The 16,414-nt window shown below is 34.7% G+C and carries 17 protein-coding genes; 12 read left to right on the top strand and 5 right to left on the bottom strand.

Going from position 1 to position 16,414, the window contains the following annotated elements; genetic code table 11:
• Nucleotides 1-71: 71 nt before the first annotated feature.
• From zwf to NTZ27_13305, 3 genes are read left to right on the top strand one after another with little or no spacing between them, the layout of a single operon-like run.
• The gene (gene zwf / locus NTZ27_13315) at nucleotides 72-1,595 is read left to right on the top strand and encodes a glucose-6-phosphate dehydrogenase (GenBank protein ID MCX6175725.1); all 1,524 of its coding nucleotides are present in this window, start codon (nucleotides 72-74) and stop codon (nucleotides 1,593-1,595) included.
• Nucleotides 1,596-1,630: 35 nt separating this feature from the next.
• On the top strand, nucleotides 1,631-2,368 hold the full coding sequence (gene pgl, locus NTZ27_13310) for a 6-phosphogluconolactonase (protein MCX6175724.1): 738 nt from the start codon (nucleotides 1,631-1,633) through the stop codon (nucleotides 2,366-2,368).
• 44 nt (nucleotides 2,369-2,412) lie between these two features.
• Nucleotides 2,413-2,757, top strand: coding sequence for a cupin domain-containing protein (locus tag NTZ27_13305; protein MCX6175723.1), 345 nt, complete (start codon nucleotides 2,413-2,415; stop codon nucleotides 2,755-2,757).
• A gap of 7 nt (nucleotides 2,758-2,764) precedes the next feature.
• On the opposite strand, the gene NTZ27_13300 is transcribed toward NTZ27_13305, so the two are convergent.
• Genes NTZ27_13300 through NTZ27_13290 form a run of 3 tightly spaced genes read right to left on the bottom strand, consistent with a single transcriptional unit; the run spans nucleotide 2,765 to nucleotide 3,623 of the window.
• Complete coding sequence (locus NTZ27_13300; protein MCX6175722.1) at nucleotides 2,765-3,055, bottom strand: EutN/CcmL family microcompartment protein; 291 nt, start codon at nucleotides 3,053-3,055, stop codon at nucleotides 2,765-2,767.
• Nucleotides 3,052-3,324, bottom strand: coding sequence for a EutN/CcmL family microcompartment protein (locus tag NTZ27_13295; protein MCX6175721.1), 273 nt, complete (start codon nucleotides 3,322-3,324; stop codon nucleotides 3,052-3,054). The genes NTZ27_13300 and NTZ27_13295 overlap by 4 nt, the downstream gene beginning before the upstream one ends.
• 8 nt (nucleotides 3,325-3,332) lie before the next feature.
• Nucleotides 3,333-3,623, bottom strand: a complete 291-nt coding sequence (locus NTZ27_13290) for a EutN/CcmL family microcompartment protein (GenBank protein ID MCX6175720.1) — start codon at nucleotides 3,621-3,623, stop codon at nucleotides 3,333-3,335.
• Between the two features lie 212 nt (nucleotides 3,624-3,835).
• Here NTZ27_13290 and NTZ27_13285 point away from each other — a divergent pair, with 212 nt between their 5' ends.
• The 5 genes from NTZ27_13285 to NTZ27_13265 all read left to right on the top strand — a co-directional run bounded on the left by NTZ27_13285 (nucleotide 3,836) and on the right by NTZ27_13265 (nucleotide 8,570).
• Entirely contained in the window at nucleotides 3,836-4,681 is an 846-nt protein-coding gene (locus tag NTZ27_13285) for an aminotransferase class IV (GenBank protein MCX6175719.1), read from the top strand.
• A 22-nt stretch (nucleotides 4,682-4,703) separates the two neighbouring features.
• On the top strand, nucleotides 4,704-5,324 hold the full coding sequence (locus NTZ27_13280; protein MCX6175718.1) for a hypothetical protein: 621 nt from the start codon (nucleotides 4,704-4,706) through the stop codon (nucleotides 5,322-5,324).
• Between the two features lie 112 nt (nucleotides 5,325-5,436).
• Nucleotides 5,437-6,615, top strand: a complete 1,179-nt coding sequence (locus NTZ27_13275; protein MCX6175717.1) for a thiolase family protein — start codon at nucleotides 5,437-5,439, stop codon at nucleotides 6,613-6,615.
• Nucleotides 6,616-6,663: 48 nt separating this feature from the next.
• The gene (locus NTZ27_13270) at nucleotides 6,664-8,340 is read left to right on the top strand and encodes a sodium:solute symporter family protein (protein ID MCX6175716.1); all 1,677 of its coding nucleotides are present in this window, start codon (nucleotides 6,664-6,666) and stop codon (nucleotides 8,338-8,340) included.
• 14 nt (nucleotides 8,341-8,354) lie between these two features.
• Entirely contained in the window at nucleotides 8,355-8,570 is a 216-nt protein-coding gene (locus NTZ27_13265; GenBank protein MCX6175715.1) for a hypothetical protein, read from the top strand.
• A gap of 24 nt (nucleotides 8,571-8,594) precedes the next feature.
• On the opposite strand, the gene NTZ27_13260 is transcribed toward NTZ27_13265, so the two are convergent.
• Together NTZ27_13260 and NTZ27_13255 are read right to left on the bottom strand one after the other, a co-directional pair.
• Complete coding sequence (locus NTZ27_13260) at nucleotides 8,595-9,326, bottom strand: hypothetical protein (GenBank protein ID MCX6175714.1); 732 nt, start codon at nucleotides 9,324-9,326, stop codon at nucleotides 8,595-8,597.
• 23 nt (nucleotides 9,327-9,349) lie between these two features.
• Nucleotides 9,350-9,823 carry a hypothetical protein gene (locus NTZ27_13255; GenBank protein MCX6175713.1) on the bottom strand — a complete coding sequence of 158 codons (474 nt, stop codon included), beginning with the start codon at nucleotides 9,821-9,823 and terminating at the stop codon, nucleotides 9,350-9,352.
• A 539-nt stretch (nucleotides 9,824-10,362) separates the two neighbouring features.
• Here NTZ27_13255 and NTZ27_13250 point away from each other — a divergent pair.
• The 4 genes from NTZ27_13250 (at nucleotide 10,363) to NTZ27_13235 (ending at nucleotide 16,408) form a co-directional block, all read left to right on the top strand.
• The gene (locus tag NTZ27_13250) at nucleotides 10,363-11,520 is read left to right on the top strand and encodes a galactokinase (GenBank protein ID MCX6175712.1); all 1,158 of its coding nucleotides are present in this window, start codon (nucleotides 10,363-10,365) and stop codon (nucleotides 11,518-11,520) included.
• 140 nt (nucleotides 11,521-11,660) lie between these two features.
• Entirely contained in the window at nucleotides 11,661-13,112 is a 1,452-nt protein-coding gene (gene gnd, locus NTZ27_13245) for a decarboxylating NADP(+)-dependent phosphogluconate dehydrogenase (protein ID MCX6175711.1), read from the top strand.
• A 35-nt stretch (nucleotides 13,113-13,147) separates the two neighbouring features.
• Complete coding sequence (gene tkt / locus NTZ27_13240) at nucleotides 13,148-15,154, top strand: transketolase (protein ID MCX6175710.1); 2,007 nt, start codon at nucleotides 13,148-13,150, stop codon at nucleotides 15,152-15,154.
• A gap of 258 nt (nucleotides 15,155-15,412) precedes the next feature.
• Nucleotides 15,413-16,408, top strand: a complete 996-nt coding sequence (locus NTZ27_13235; protein ID MCX6175709.1) for a response regulator — start codon at nucleotides 15,413-15,415, stop codon at nucleotides 16,406-16,408.
• The last annotated feature ends 6 nt before the right edge of the window (nucleotides 16,409-16,414 follow it).

Raw genomic sequence — 16,414 nt, 5'->3', positions numbered from 1 at the left:
TACAGATCAAGTTGTACAAACTGATGAAAAAGAGCAATTTATTAAAGTATTAACTTGGAAGAAAAATTGTTATGGAAAAACCTGCTGATTGTATTTTAGTAATATTTGGCGCTTCAGGCGATCTTACCAATCGGAAATTAATTCCGGCAATTTTTGAATTGCTAAACCAAAATCTTCTTCCTAATAAATTTGTAGTTCTTGGTGTGGGGAGAACAGAAATGACTGATGAGAGTTTCCGGAAAAAAATGGAAGTAGGTTTAAAGAATTTCTCCGGGAATAAAAATTATAACAATGAAACACTTCATCAATTCCTCGAAAAATTATACTATGTTTCTATAAATACAGAGTATGTTAATGATTTTGAATTATTAAAAAGAAAATTAGAATCACTTGATTCTGAGCATCAAACCGGCGGAAATTATTTATTCTATCTAGCAACTCCGCCAATTTTGTATGAACAAATAGCCGGGAATCTTGGATCGGTTGAGCTTCAAAAAGAATGTGATGGGTATAGAAGACTAATTCTTGAAAAACCTTTTGGTTATGATCTAACTTCGGCAATAAAATTAAATTTAAAATTACATGAAACGTTTAATGAAGAACAGATTTACAGAATAGATCATTATCTTGGAAAAGAGACTGTACAAAATTTATTAGTTACAAGATTTGCAAATGGAATATTTGAGCCGCTCTGGAATAGAAATTATGTCCAATATGTCGAGATAACTTCCGCCGAAAGTATTGGAGTTGAAAGCCGAGGCGGATATTATGATTCATCCGGTGCTCTTCGTGATATGGTTCAAAATCATTTACTGCAGATGGTCGGTTTAACAGCTATGGAACCGCCTTCAACATTTGATTCAAACTCAATTCGAAATGAAACATTAAAAGTTTTTCAATCACTCCGTCCTTTTAGAGAAGAAGATGTTGATAAAAATGTTATACGGGGTCAATACATTTCTTCAAAAATAAAAGGTGAAAAAGTTGCCGGATACAGAGAAGAAAAAGGCGTTGATTCGAAATCCCGAACAGAAACATTTGTTGCTGTCAAATTTTATATTGATAATTGGAGATGGGGCGGAGTACCATTCTATGTCCGCGCAGGCAAAAGACTTCCTACACGTGTTACAGAAATCGTAATTCATTTCAAACCAACACCGCATTATTTATTTTCAAAAGAAGAAGAGGGTAATTCAAGTAATCAACTTATAATTCGTATTCAACCTGATGAAGGAATTCTGTTAAAATTTGGAATGAAAGTTCCCGGTGCCGGTTTCAATGTTAAAAATGTGAACATGGATTTTCATTATTCGGATTTATCAAATGTTCATGTTCCGGGTGCGTACGAACGACTTCTTTATGATGCTATGGTTGGTGATTCAACTTTGTATACAAGAGCAGATGCAGTTGAAGCTGCGTGGAAATTTGTAGAACCGATTCAAAAAGCTTGGGGAAATAATAGTAACATAAAAATCCATGGCTATCCGGCAGGAACGTGGGGACCTGATAAAGCAGACGATTTGATTGCTGAAGATAAAACATGGCGCTATCCATGTAAAAATCTTGCTGATGATGGAAATTATTGCGAGCTATAATAATTTTTGAAATACTTTTCTAACATCTTTAATGAATGATCTCTAAAAACCCAGACATAAAAATATTTTCTACTACTGAAAACGCTGCTGAATGTTTAGCTGAAGATTTCTTTAGAATGAGTGAAGAATATCTCCGCAATAAGAAAAATTTTTATGTAGCTCTTTCAGGCGGGAATACTCCTAAAATATTTTTTAATAAACTTGTAGAAAAATATAAAAAGAAAATCAAATGGGAGAACATTTGTTTTTTCTGGACAGATGAGAGATGTGTACAACCGACCGACAGCGACAGCAATTACAGAATGACAAAACAATATCTGCTTGACAAAATTCAAATACCGGCAGAAAATATTTACAGAATTCAAGGTGAGAATGATCAGTTGAAAGAAGCAGAACGATATTCTTCAGTTATAAAAAATATTGTTCCGGAAAGAAATAACTTACCATCATTTGATTTAACAATGCTTGGAATAGGAAGCGATGGACATACTGCATCAATTTTTCCGGACCAACTTCATTTGATTAAGTCTGAAAGGATTTGTGAGACAGCAATTCATCCGTTGACATTTCAAAAAAGAATTACACTAACCGGGACAATAATCAACAACTCATCGCAGATTATTTTTTTTGTTACCGGAAAGAATAAATCAAAAGTTGTTTCAGATATAATAAATAGTGCACAAATATCAAATTCATTTCCTGCCGCATATATTAAACCAATTAATGGAAAACTGAATTGGTATTTAGATAAAGATGCGGCATTGAATCTTTAATCATTACTTTTGATAAGAAATATTTCTTAATAACGGAGAACTTCATGGAATATCAGTTCGGAATGACCGGATTTATTTTTAGCAAAGATCACGAATGGAAAAACGTAGGCGAAGGAGTTAGAAGAAAAATATTAGGTTATGAAAAAGATATTATGCTTGTTGCTGTTGAATTTAAAAAAGGAGGTGTAGGTAACCTTCATAAACACCCGCATAAACAAATTAGTTATTTGGTTAAAGGTTCGTTTGAAGTTACTATAAATGATGAGAAGAAAATTATGAAAGAAGGCGATGTATTTCTTGTGCTGCCAAATCTTGATCACGGTGTTACTGCATTAGAAGAAAGTATGTTAATAGATGTGTTTACACCTTACAGAGAAGATTTTATTTGATCTTATTCTATTTTTTATTTTGACTTGAAATTATATCAACTCTATCAACAACTCCAACGATTATACTTCTTAAAGGTTCACGATTCTTTAATTCAAGAATATCCATTGTGCTTCTTCCTTCAGACATTACAAGTACAGTATCTCCTTCACCGGCACGGACAGTATCTATTGCAACCATTGTTCCGGATTTCAATTTACCATCTGGAGTTATAGGACGAACAAGCATGATTTTTTTATTTCTATAGGAATCGTGTTTGATTGTAGAAACAATACTTCCGATTACTTTGCCGAGGATCATAATTTTTTCAAATCCAGTCTATCTACTAAACCAACAATTGTAACATCGCTTGGTATTTGTCTATCAGGGAAAGCGAATGTTGCTTCTCCACCGCCAACCCAGTAAACTAAATCACCTTCGCGGCAGCTCACGGTATCAACTGCAACTTGTGCCATACCAATTGGATTTTCATCTTCGTCAACCGGTTGAAGAATGTATAGAGTGCAATTATTTAATTTAGGATCTTTTACAGTTGCCCAAACTTTTCCTTGAATTCTACCGAGTTTCATAAATTAGCTCAACTTTTTCTAAAAACTACTTTACCCTTAAATTCAACTGAATCTACAATTGCAACAATACTCGAATCGGTTGGAACATTAGTAAGTTTTTCCGCTTGACGGGCAGAACTTCCGCGAACAACAATAACAACTTCGCCTTCTCCTGCACCAACAGCATCAACCGCTACAACATAATTATTTGATGAACTCATATCCGGATTAATCAGATTAAGTAAAAGTAATTTGTAGCCGTGAAGTTTTTCCGATTTTGCTGTGGATACAATTGTTCCTTCAACTTTTGCTAATTCCATTTAATCACCGTTTATTTTTCTATCTATAATTAACTTTTTCTGATACAAAACTCAATTGTTTTGTTAACAATGAAAATCTAATCACAGATTATATAAGATAACGGTTCTTAAAAATTCGATCAAACCATTTGAATTTATAATCAAGTATAGCTTAATTTATTCTTAGAATTACTTAGTTAATTCATTATGACACAACTGATGTCCGGTAGAGTATGCTGGTATTTTATAACGGTAAGATTTTAGATCTGGAAAATGTTACAGTATCTCCATTTGACAGAGCTTTTCAATTTGGAGATGGAGTTTACGAAGTAATAAGATATTACCCGAAATTCTTTTTTGAATATAAGACACATCTTGATCGTCTAAAAAGCAGCTTGAAGAAAATTGAAATTTCTTTTTCGGCTTTTGAAAACGTAGAAAAAATTTTATACGAACTTATTCAGAAGAATAATCTGGATGATCAGTTATCAATAGCATATATCCAGATTTCACGAGGGATACAATTTCCGCGCAGACATTATTTTAACGATAATATGGAACCGACAGTTTTTATGTATGTTGAAAAATTTCCTGCCAGACATGAAGAGATGCAAAACGGTGTTAGAGTTGGACTGGAAGAAGATATAAGATGGATGCACTGTGATATAAAAACAATTTCCTTATTACCGAATATTTTAACAAAACAAAGAGCAGTAAAGAATGGATTGACTGAAATTATTTGGCACCGCAATGGTTTCATAACTGAAGGAACTCAAACGAATGTATGCTTTATCAAAAATAGTGAGTTGATCACTCCACCTCTTAGTAACTTAATACTTCCCGGCATCACCCGCGGAATTGTTTTGAGATTATGTAAGAAGTTAGGAATTAGATATACGGAAAGAGATATTAAACTATCCGAACTAAACCATTTTGATGAAATACTTCTGCTTAGTACGACGGCTGAGGTAACTCCTGTTATTGAGATTGACGGAAATATTATTAATGGCGGTGTTCCGGGTCCAATTTGTAGTTTACTTCAAAGTGAATATCAAAAATTATATAATACTGAAAATTGATAATCTTAAACTATAGGGAATAATGAATAACAAATTGAATTTTGCAAAACAATTTAAGAAACCGATTGATATACAAATATTCTTAAATGGGTCACTTTACAATTCAGAATATGTAACGAACTCTCCTAAGAATGTATTCTTAAAACAAAAAGCAAATTGTTTTGAGGGAGCTCTATTTGCTGCAGCGATTTTAAGATCAATGGGACATAAACCGCTTATCGTAGATCTTGTTGCTGAAAATGACGATGACCATGTAATCGCAATTTATAAACAGAACAATTGTTTTGGTGCAGTTGCAAAATCAAACACAACCCTTTTGCGGTTCAGAGAACCGGTTTACCGTTCTTTAAGAGAATTAATAATTTCTTACTTCGAATTTTATTTTAACACATTAGGTGAAAAATCTTTGCGCTCTTATTCTAATCCGGTTAATCTTTCCAGATTTGATAAATATAATTGGATGACAACCGATGATGACCTAGAATTCATCGGAGATTACCTTTATACAATTAAACACCATAAGATTTTGAATTCAAAATCTATACGATCATTAAATATTGCCGATAAAGAAGTTGTTGATCTATGTTTCAGCGGTTCAATTGAAGACGGATTGTTCAAACCAAAAAAGAGTAGAAAGAATTAAAGTTATTGTATCCTCGAAAGAGAAAAATTATTGTGAAATAAAAAATCAACTTTACTTAAATTAAACCAGTTAAAATCGGTTCTAAATTATATAAACATAAAATAGGCATAACATGAAAAAAGTAGTTATTACACACGCTAAGAGAACTCCAGTCGGATCGTTTAACGGATCGTTAAGCAGTTTCAGTGCGCCGCAGTTAGGAAGTATTGTTATCAAATCTCTTCTTGAAGAATCTAAAATAGATAAGAATAATATTGATGAAGTTATTATGGGGAATGTTTTAGCCGCCGGATTAGGTCAAGCACCAGCACGCCAAGCGGCGTTGTTTGCAGGTCTTCCTGAAAAAACAGAATGTTTAACTATAAATAAAATGTGCGGCAGCGGATTGAAAGCTGTTATGCTTGCTCATCAAGCAATTATTTGTGAAGATGCAAATGTAATTATCGCAGGCGGACAAGAAAGTATGTCTAATGCACCTTACATTTTACAGAATGCTCGCAACGGTTACCGCTTAGGTAATTCTTCTATCTATGATTCCATTTTAGTTGACGGACTTACTGATGTCTATAACAATATTCATATGGGTAATTGTGCTGAAGCTTGTGCAAAAGATTTCAACTTTACACGAGAACAATTGGATGAATTTGCTGTTCTCTCCTACAAGCGTGCAATCAATGCTCAGCAAGAAGGAAAGTTTAATGATGAAATTGTTGGAGTAAAAATAAAATCGAAGACGGGAGAAACTGTTGTAACAAAAGATGAAGAACCTGAAAAAGTAAATTTTGAAAAAATATCTTCACTACGTCCCGCGTTTGATAAAAATGGAGTGGTTACTGCTGCGAATGCATCGAAGTTAAATGACGGTGCTGCGGCTTTATTAATTATGAGTGAAGAAAAAGCAAAAGAACTTGGATATACACCTTTAGTAGAGATAGTTGCTCAGAGTTCAGCCGCAAGATTGCCTATTGAATTTACCACAGCTCCGGCTGATGCGATTAATAAAGTTTTGGCAAAAGCAAAGATAAAACTTACCGACATTGATCTATTCGAAATAAACGAGGCGTTTGCAGTTGTATCATTAGCAGTTAGTAAATTATTGGGATTATCTTCTGATAATGTAAATGTTAATGGCGGTGCAATTGCATTGGGTCACCCGATTGGCGCAAGCGGTGCAAGAATAATGACAACACTTCTGTACGAAATGAAAAAAAGAAATTCAAAATATGGATTAGCTTCTTTATGTATTGGCGGAGGAGAAGCTTCTGCCGTTATAGTTAAACGTTATCAATAATTGTAAACATTAGAATAATAATTTCTTTCAACGCTATAAGGAAAATCTATGCAAGCAATTGGGCTAACATTTATTGATTGGGTAATTATCCTGATCTACTTTGCATTTGTTCTCGGCATCGGGTGGTATCTAAGGAAATTCACAAAGAGCGAAGAAGATTTCTTTCTTGCCGGAAGGAAAAATTCTTCCTGGGTTGCCGGTCTCGCATTTCTTTCAGCCAATCTTGGGGCACTTGAACTATTAGGAATGACTGGCAATACTTTTAAATACGGAATGTACGTTGCGCATTTTTATTGGATCGGTGCAATTCCTGCAATGCTCTTCCTCGGTATTTACATGATGCCTTTCTATTATAGTAGTAAGATCAAATCAGTTCCGGGTTATTTAAAATTAAGATTCGATGAAAAGACAAGAGTGCTTAACGGAATTGCTTTTGCAATTATGACGCTGCTTGTTTCCGGAATAAATCTTTACGCAATGGCTCTTGTGCTTCATACATTTCTCGGTTGGAATTGGGATTACGCCATGTGGGCTTCTGCAATTACTGTCGCATGTTATGTGGGATTAAGCGGATTAATGTCCGCAATCTTTACTGAGATAATTCAATTCTTCTTGATCTGGTTTGGATTGTTTCTCGTTTCCATTTTTGGAATTCTTGAGATAGGAAGCTTAAAAGAAATTATGGCAAGGATAAATGAATACAGTTCTCAAGTCTCATTAACAACTCTTTGGTCAACATCTTCCAACCCAATGCAAAACGGAATGTTCATTCATTGGGGCGGAATAGTCCTTGGACTTGGATTTGTTTTATCGTTCGGTTATTGGACTACAGACTTTCTTGTTGTGCAGAGAGCATTCTCTGCAAAAGATTTGCGGTCAGCAAGAATGACACCGTTGCTTGCTTCATTTTTTAAAATGGCTTTACCGTTTCTAGTTATACTTGCCGGATTAATAGCTATTGCACTTTCGATTGATCCTAACAGCGGATTTAAATTATTAAATGATGGAGGACAAGTAAATTATGATTCTGCACTTCCTCTTTTGATCGCACGATATTATCCCTCCGGTTTGGTCGGATTAGGTGTAACGGCATTGCTAGCCGGGTTCATGGCGGGGCAAGCGGGGAACATCAGCGCGTTCAACACTGTTTGGACTTACGATATTTATAAATCAGTTTTGAATAAAAAAGCTACGGATTCACATTTGCTCTGGATGGGGCGCGTTTCTACAATTGTTGGAGTTTTAATTTCTCTCGGCACAGCATACTGGGCAAAAAGTTTTCCAAGTATAATGGATTACATGCAGGCAATTTTTTCTTGGGTGAACGCACCGCTATTTGCAACAATGCTTCTTGGAATGTTTGTATGGTGGATAACACCTAACGGCGCTTTCTGGGGACTTGTAACAGGAATGACTTCATCATTTTTTATGTGGATGGCTGTAAAGTTTCATTGGTTCCATGAAAGTATAATTACAATGTCCGGCGTTCAAAGTGATATGGCTGCAAATTTTTGGCGGGCTTGGTGGGCTTGGGTTATTTGTGCAGTTGTTACAATTGTAATTAGTCTCTTCACAAAGAGAAAACCGAAAGAGGAATTGGTTGGTTTAGTTAAAGGATTGACTGATGAAAAACACGATCAGCATTTGCCGTTTGTAAAACGTCCCGAGTTTGTTGCAATTATTGCTTTGATAGTTTTAGTTATCTTAAACTTATTATTCTGGTAAAAGGAGATTATAAAATGACAGAACATAAAATGAAACCGATCTGGTTTTTTGTTGGATTAATTTTATTAGCAATGGGCGGAATAATATTTCTAACCGGGATATTTCAAATTATTAATCCGCCGGAACGAGCAACTGTTCTTAGTGAAACACATCCTAATATTTGGTGGGGTGCGGTAATGTTTTTATTCGGCGGATTAATGTTTTGGAAAACAAGAAAGCAGACTGTGTAACAGCTTGAAGAACATGTTAGGCGTTTACGCTTTTTTAGTTAAATGTTCTTTCAATTTTTCTTCATAATCATCAAGTTTATAAAAATATGGATAAAGTGATTTTGCTCTTTTGTCTTGCCAAACTCTTTTAAATCCACGTGTATGCCATAAAATAGTATCTATATTGCTGGTTGCGTGAACTTGAATATCTAAATCGGATTCAAACAAATAAACGTGTTGCATTCGTAATATTTGAGTTGCTGTTTCTATAACACGTTCAATATCAGTATTAGTTAAAGGAAATTTCTCATAGGTGTCTTCAGGATTATTAAAATATTTTGCGTCAGAGTGAGCTAAAGTAGTATCTCGTCGCCCTTTGATATTACTGATTATTTCCATTATTGAATTAATTAATTCTTGCTGCTCAATTATAATCTTATGATATGGTTCTGGATTTATTATTTCCCTTTTCCCACTATCGGAATTATAAATGGTTGGCTCAAGTGCTTTCGCGTGTTCTTTAGCTTTATTTAACCAATCAACAATACACTTTTCTTCTCGGTCATCAAGAAGCATACATAATTCAATTAATATAGTTCGATAGAAACTATATCCGACGAGTTTAAAAAAATATGAACCAATCTCTAACGCAACTATTCTAGATGGTGTCTCCCATTCTTTTAATAATATTAATTGCTTATTCAAGCCCTTTATATAAAGCAACCGTCGGATAAGTTTTTGTAAGTAGTCTCTCAACTCATTTTTAGGATCTTTCATAATGCACAATTTAATAAATGATATTATTCAATATTTTTTTCCGTGAAGTCTTGATGAAGTTGTTCCATAAATTGCTTTTTGTATCTCTCAAGACTATCCCGTTGTTTTTGAAGCTCGATGCTTTGGAAAAAACATACGAAGGCAAGGTAAAGTATAATTAAAACAAGGAATGGTTTATTTGTTATAAAATTTAATAAGTGTTGAAAAGATGGTTCAAAAATCAAATTTAGCAAATCGCGAAATGCTGTTTCCCAAAACCCAAAATAGAAAAGTAATGGTAAACACAATAAGTAAAATGCTTTTTTATAAGGACTTTCATTTGGAATTGAACTGAAACGGATTGCAATACAAATACCAAGAGTAATCCAAGCTGGCAAAATAAGCCACAATGAAAATGAAACAAGATTTGCTTCTGTTATAAGCAAACAAATGCTGACGAGAGACACAATTAAAATGCTGTGTTTTTTTACTTTTAATAAAAAAGAAACCTTATTCATAATGTAATGCCTAACTATTACTTATACTGCATGAAATTATTAGCCAAAGAACATAGATATGCATGCAGTTGCATATCTACGTTCCAATTTATTACAAAACAATCTAATTTCTTACAATTTAAAAATAGTGTGTGCATATCTATCGTCCTTTGCACAATCAGCTTTTTTAACCTATTAACCTTTGCAGAAATCTATTTTCTTTGTTCTCAATTTCCCAAACAAAGTACCCCATTTATAGAAGCGTTATTGGTACTGCTTCAACTTAGTGTAAAAGAAAATTTTAGTCAACCGTTTTCTTGACCCAGCCAAAAAGACGCGGGCAAGCTCACCCGCCCGGATTAACCGGGCACCCTCTCCTTTATAAGGAGAGGGATGGGGTGAGGTTCTTAACATCAAAAAATCCTTGACGACGAAACAATCTATGTTGTAAAGACGGGATATATCCCGTCTCTACATTTTAATTTGTTGTGCATCTTCATGAAATAATTGTAATCAAAACAGATATTAAATAAGTTGTAATAACTAAAATTTAAGAAATTATGTTATCCAAACTTGTCTCGCAAAAATTCCAAGAATTATTTAATGAGAAACCGCTGCTTGTCCGCTCACCCGGAAGAGTAAATTTAATAGGAGAACATACTGATTATAATGAAGGATTTGTTCTTCCCGCCTCAATAGATAAAGCAATTTATTTTGCAATCTCTTCGCGTGATGATAAGAAGTGTAATTTATTTGCTCTTGATATGAATGAAAATTTTGAGTTTGCAGTCAACAGTTTGCAGTTTACAGAAAGACATTGGCCAAATTATTTGATGGGTGTTGTTGATCAGATTTTAAAACTTGGCTGTAATCTCAAAGGATTCAATTGTGTCTTCGGCGGGGATATTCCGATCGGGGCGGGTATGTCTTCTTCAGCCGCTATTGAAGCGGGGTTAGCATTCGCACTCAATCACATTTTCAATTTAGGATTAGATAAACTTTCCCTTGTTAAACTTGCTCAGAAAGCAGAGAATGAATTTGTTGGTGTTAATTGCGGTATAATGGATCAGTACATAAATATTTTTGGAAAGTCCAGGAACGTACTTCGCATTGATTGCCGCTCGCTTGAGTATGATTATTTCCCTTTCGATTACAAAGATATTTCTATTGTCTTATTTGATACTGGCGTCTCACACTCTTTAGCTTCATCAGAATATAATCAAAGAAGAAAGGAATGCACTGAAGGAGTTGAGTTAATAAAAAAAGATCATTCTCAAATTAAAAGCTTGAGAGATGTAACTTTAACGATGTTAAACGATTATAAGAATAAATTGGATTCAAAAATATTCCAACGTTGCAAATATGTAGTGGAAGAAAATGACAGAATGATGAAAGCATGTGAATCATTGAATAAAAAAGATTTAAGGTCGTTCGGTAAGTTAATGTATCAAACTCATGAAGGATTAAGCAAAGATTACGAAGTAAGCTGTAAAGAATTAGATTATTTGGTAGAGCTTACAACGGATAATCCCGGTGTTTACGGTTCAAGAATGATGGGCGGAGGATTTGGTGGGTGTACAATTAATCTGATAGAAAATAATGTTGTAGATGAGACTAAGAAAATTATTTCTGAGAAGTATAAACAAAAATTTAATCTGAATTTGAAAACATACATTACTTCAATTGGTAATGGTACAAGTGTGATAGAATCGAATTAAAAACCCACTAATAAATATATTTAAAAAGATATAAAACACCTCTGGTCATTGAATATTTGATTGCAAAAATTTTTATACTTAAACTTTGTGGGACAAAGGTTGAATTTTATTATTTAATTTAGAAACAGGAATAACATAATATGAATAAAGCAGATATAGGTTTGATAGGTCTTGCCGTAATGGGAGAAAACCTTGTATTAAATATGGAAAGTCATGGCTTTACTGTAGCTGTATATAATAGAACTGTTGACAAGGTAAATAATTTTATAAACGGACGCGGTAAGGGAAAAAAATTTATTGGTGCTCATTCGATTGAAGAATTAGTTGATAGTTTAAGCTCACCCAGAAAAATTATGATGATGGTAAAAGCCGGGCAAGCCGTGGATGATCTAATTGAAATGCTAGTTCCTCATCTTGATAAAGGCGATATTATTATTGATGGCGGTAATTCACATTTTACGGATTCAATTAGAAGAACAAAATATTTGGAAAGCAAAGGTTTGTTGTTCATCGGCACTGGAGTTTCCGGCGGAGAAGAAGGCGCATTAAAAGGTCCGTCAATTATGCCTGGTGGTTCAAAAGCTGCATGGCCATTTGTTAAGCCTATCTTTCAATCAATCGCTGCAAAAGTTGAAGACGGTTCTCCGTGCTGTGACTGGGTTGGTGAAGACGGTGCGGGACATTTTGTTAAAATGGTTCACAACGGAATTGAATACGGCGACATGCAGTTAATTACCGAAGCATATTTAATTATGCGCAACTTGCTTGGAATGTCTGCAGATGAAATGCATGAAGTTTTTAAGGAATGGAATAAAGGCGAGTTGAATAGTTATCTAATAGAAATTACAAGAGATATTCTTGCATTCAAGGATGAAGACGGAAAACCGTTGGTTGATAAAATTTTAGATACGGCAGGACAAAAAGGAACAGGTAAATGGACTGTGAATGCTTCGCTTGATGCCGGTGTTCCTTTAACTTTAATCGGGGAAGCAGTTTTTGGCCGTAATCTTTCTGCAATGAAAAATGAAAGAGTTGAAGCATCAAAAATATTACACGGACCAAAACCGAAATTTGAAGGTGATAAAAAAGCGTTCATCGAAGATATTAGCAAAGCGTTATTTGCTTCGAAGCTAGTTTCTTATGCTCAAGGTTACGTGTTGATGAAAGCTGCCGCGGAAGAATACAAATGGAATTTAAACAATGGCGGAATTGCTTTGATGTGGCGCGGCGGTTGTATCATTCGTTCAGTATTTCTCGGCAAGATCAAAGAAGCATTCGATAAAAATCCGGCACTTTCAAATTTATTGTTAGATCCATTCTTCAAAGAGAAAATTGAAAGTTCTCAAGAAGCTTGGAGAAGAGTCGTTGCCGCTTCTGTTCTAAATGGAATTTGGATTCCTTCCATGACAACAGCGTTAAATTATTTTGACGGTTACCGAACTGAAAAATTACCCGCTAATCTGTTGCAAGCGCAAAGGGATTTTTTTGGTGCGCATACTTATGAAAGAATTGATAAACCGCGCGGAGAATTTTTCCATACAAATTGGACGGGACACGGCGGAAAAACCGCATCAACAACTTATTCAGTTTAATTTTAAATCCAAAACAAGGTTAACTTTTTATGGAAATGAAAAATTATTTAGATGGGAGTGTAGAAAAATTAGCTGCGAATACAATTCGACTCCTTGCGGCTGAAGGTGTTCAAAAAGCAAATTCAGGTCATCCCGGAATGCCGATGGGTATGGCTGATGTTGCGTCAGTTTTATGGAGCGAATTTTTAAAACATAATCCCGATGAACCTAAATGGGTGAACAGGGACCGTTTTGTTTTGTCTGCAGGTCATGGTTCAATGCTTTTATATTCTTTACTACATGTTAGCGGATATGCTGTAACAATTGATGATTTAAAATCTTTCAGGCAATGGGGAAGCAGAACACCGGGTCATCCCGAGTACAATCATCTTCCAGGAGTGGAAACTACAACTGGTCCGTTGGGACAAGGATTTGCAAACGGTGTCGGAATGGCGATCGCATCAAAAATGATTGCCGCTAGATTCAACGATGATAAAAATCAATTGTTTGGAAATCATTACATCTACGGAATTGTTAGTGACGGCGGTTTGATGGAAGGAATTTCTCACGAAGCTGCTTCGATTGCCGGACATTTGAAACTCGGTAACATAATTTACTTTTATGACGATAACAGCATAACAATTGAAGGAAATACTGAACTAACTTTTTCGGAAAATATTGCAAAAAGATTTGAAGCTTACGGATGGCAAACTCTGCAGATTGATGCTTATGATCATGATGGTATTCGCCGATCAATTAAAATTGCACAGAGCGAAAAAGAAAAACCAACTATCATCATAACAAAGTCTCACATAGGGTTTGGCAGTCCGCATAAAGTTGATACGCCTGAAGTTCACGGTTCACCTTTAGGCAAAGAAGAATTAGCTGAAACCAAAAAGAATTTGGGATGGAATTACGAGCAAGATTTTTATGTGCCTGATGAAGTTAAAAATTTATTTGGAGCGACAAAAAAGTTATTAATAAATGAATACTATAATTGGACTGATAAATTCGAATCGTGGGAAAAAGAAAATCCCGACAAAGCAGAATTGTTTAACAAATATCAGAATGGATGGTTGCCTGAAAATCTTTATGAAGAATTATTAAATGCCGCTGGTAAGGAAGCAAATGCAACACGCGTATTATCAAGTAAGGTAATTCAGAAAATTGCAGAGCTTGTTCCTAATTTTATCGGCGGTTCTGCAGATCTCGCTCCTTCAACAAATACTTTAATGAAAAACTACAGCGCAATCGCTCCCGGAAAATTTGAAGGAAGAAATTTTCATTTTGGAATCCGTGAACATGCGATGGGTTCAATTCTTAACGGCATTACACTTTACGGCGGCTTCAAAGTTTTTGGTGCAACTTTTTTAGTTTTTTCAGATTACATGCGCCCTTCAATTAGACTTGCTGCTATTATGGGATTACCCGTTGTTTATGTTTTTACTCACGATAGTATTTTTCTCGGTGAAGACGGACCTACTCATCAGCCGATTGAACATTTAGCTGTACTTCGTGCAATTCCAAACGTTACCGTCTTAAGACCGGCAGACGGAATTGAAACTGCCGCCGCTTGGTATTATGCTTTATATCATAAAGGTGGACCGATTGCATTAATTCTTACAAGACAGAAAATTGATCCGATTGTTCGAGGACTAGATTTTGATCCTAAAGAAGTTTTGAAAGGCGGATATGTGGTATCACAAGAAAATGGAAAGAATGTTGATTTGGTTATTGCATCTACCGGCTCTGAACTGCCAGTCGCTATTGCTGCACAAAAATTACTGGAAGGCAAATTATCAGTTAGAGTCATTTCTATTCTTTCAAAAGAAATTTTTGAAAGACATAATGAAGATTACAAAAAGAAAATTGTTCCCGATAATGTTCCGGTTGTAGTAATCGAAGCTGCATCTATGACCGGTTGGGGAGATTTGTTTAGAAATAAATTATTAACCATTGGAATGACTGGATTCGGTGCTTCGGCTCCTTATCAAACTTTAGCAGAAAAATTTGGCTTTACTGGGGAACAAGTAGCTAAGAAAATTGAAGAATGGCTTAAATAAGATTTGATAAAATGAACATTTCATTTTTTGTAAAGCCCGACATAATTAGTCGGGCTTTTTTGTTTACACGATGTAAAATTATTTTACATCATCTATCTTATTGACATGATTAGTCTTACAGAATAACTGCAAAATATTTTAACACTCCTGAAAATCATCATCATCAAGAACTTCTCATTATCAACTCAATTTGTGTATTACAAGCTGGTATGTTCCTTGCTTGAATAAGTGCAATTATTCAACAAGGAGAAACCTAAAATGCAAAAGAGAATTTTATTAATTGATGATGAGCCCTCATTAAGGCGATCACTTTCTCTCGGATTAAATCAGAGAGGGATTGATGTTGATCTGAGCGAAAACGGTATTAATGCCCTAAAGAAAATTGATCTCTACAAAAAGAATGATATTGTACTCGATACTGTAGTACTTGATATTCAACTGCCGGATATAGACGGAATCAAACTCGGTAAAATTATTAAATCAAAATATCCAAACACATCTATGATTTACATTACCGGTTATGCTAATAAACTTGAAGAGACTGAGATTGATAATTTGAAGGTAGATGCATTTCTCGAAAAACCATTTGATGTAGATGATCTAACTGCTGAGATTAACCGAATACTTGAGAAGCAGCCGAAATCTCCAAACAAAGAGATTCATGAAAAGAAGGAAGAAAAAACAATTGCGGCCTATATGCTCTTGAAGGTTGATCCTAAAGCCGACTTCTTTGCAGTTTATAAAAAATTATACTTTATGGAAAACGTATTGTATTGTGATGCTACAAAAGGCGACGTAGATATTTTTTTATTGGTACAATCTGACTCCATCGAAAAATGTAAAGAGCTATTTGAGAAAGAGATTCAAACTCTGGATGGAATTAAAGAAGCTGAATTTCTTCCTGTTAGTGTACCGATGATGACAGATAATATTAAAGAAATAATCAATTCGGCGGGTATATCTCTTTCAAATGAGATTCCCAGTCTTGGTGCTGCAAGGGATTCAAGTCAATCTGTCTGTTCATATGTATTAGTAGAAGTTGAAAAAGAGAAGATCGAAGATATTTATCCAATACTGAAACTCACGGAAAATGTAGTTTATTGTGATTTCATTTCCGGGAAATTCAATTTAATAATGATGGTAAGCGGAACTCACTTTGGCCAGATTGATAAATTTCTCGAAAATAAATTAGTCAACTTGGATGGCGTTGTAAAAATTAAAAAATATCCGATCATCAATATTTATGAAATGTAAAAATCA

The sequence above is a fragment of the Ignavibacteriales bacterium genome (assembly GCA_026390775.1).
Lineage (GTDB): Bacteria > Bacteroidota > Ignavibacteria > Ignavibacteriales > Melioribacteraceae > Fen-1258.
Note: the sequence above shows the minus strand (reverse complement) of the source record. Positions and strands in the feature narration are given on the sequence as shown.

What these genes read in the sequence shown, in the direction of transcription:
- zwf (MCX6175725.1), top strand. Translation starts at nt 72, where the DNA reads ATGGAAAAACCTGCTGATTGTATTTTAGTAATATTTGGCGCTTCAGGC.
- pgl (MCX6175724.1), top strand. Translation starts at nt 1,631, where the DNA reads ATGATCTCTAAAAACCCAGACATAAAAATATTTTCTACTACTGAAAAC.
- NTZ27_13305 (MCX6175723.1), top strand. Translation starts at nt 2,413, where the DNA reads ATGGAATATCAGTTCGGAATGACCGGATTTATTTTTAGCAAAGATCAC.
- NTZ27_13300 (MCX6175722.1), bottom strand. Translation starts at nt 3,055, where the DNA reads ATGATCCTCGGCAAAGTAATCGGAAGTATTGTTTCTACAATCAAACAC.
- NTZ27_13295 (MCX6175721.1), bottom strand. Translation starts at nt 3,324, where the DNA reads ATGAAACTCGGTAGAATTCAAGGAAAAGTTTGGGCAACTGTAAAAGAT.
- NTZ27_13290 (MCX6175720.1), bottom strand. Translation starts at nt 3,623, where the DNA reads ATGGAATTAGCAAAAGTTGAAGGAACAATTGTATCCACAGCAAAATCG.
- NTZ27_13285 (MCX6175719.1), top strand. Translation starts at nt 3,836, where the DNA reads ATGCTGGTATTTTATAACGGTAAGATTTTAGATCTGGAAAATGTTACA.
- NTZ27_13280 (MCX6175718.1), top strand. Translation starts at nt 4,704, where the DNA reads ATGAATAACAAATTGAATTTTGCAAAACAATTTAAGAAACCGATTGAT.
- NTZ27_13275 (MCX6175717.1), top strand. Translation starts at nt 5,437, where the DNA reads ATGAAAAAAGTAGTTATTACACACGCTAAGAGAACTCCAGTCGGATCG.
- NTZ27_13270 (MCX6175716.1), top strand. Translation starts at nt 6,664, where the DNA reads ATGCAAGCAATTGGGCTAACATTTATTGATTGGGTAATTATCCTGATC.
- NTZ27_13265 (MCX6175715.1), top strand. Translation starts at nt 8,355, where the DNA reads ATGACAGAACATAAAATGAAACCGATCTGGTTTTTTGTTGGATTAATT.
- NTZ27_13260 (MCX6175714.1), bottom strand. Translation starts at nt 9,326, where the DNA reads ATGAAAGATCCTAAAAATGAGTTGAGAGACTACTTACAAAAACTTATC.
- NTZ27_13255 (MCX6175713.1), bottom strand. Translation starts at nt 9,823, where the DNA reads ATGAATAAGGTTTCTTTTTTATTAAAAGTAAAAAAACACAGCATTTTA.
- NTZ27_13250 (MCX6175712.1), top strand. Translation starts at nt 10,363, where the DNA reads ATGTTATCCAAACTTGTCTCGCAAAAATTCCAAGAATTATTTAATGAG.
- gnd (MCX6175711.1), top strand. Translation starts at nt 11,661, where the DNA reads ATGAATAAAGCAGATATAGGTTTGATAGGTCTTGCCGTAATGGGAGAA.
- tkt (MCX6175710.1), top strand. Translation starts at nt 13,148, where the DNA reads ATGAAAAATTATTTAGATGGGAGTGTAGAAAAATTAGCTGCGAATACA.
- NTZ27_13235 (MCX6175709.1), top strand. Translation starts at nt 15,413, where the DNA reads ATGCAAAAGAGAATTTTATTAATTGATGATGAGCCCTCATTAAGGCGA.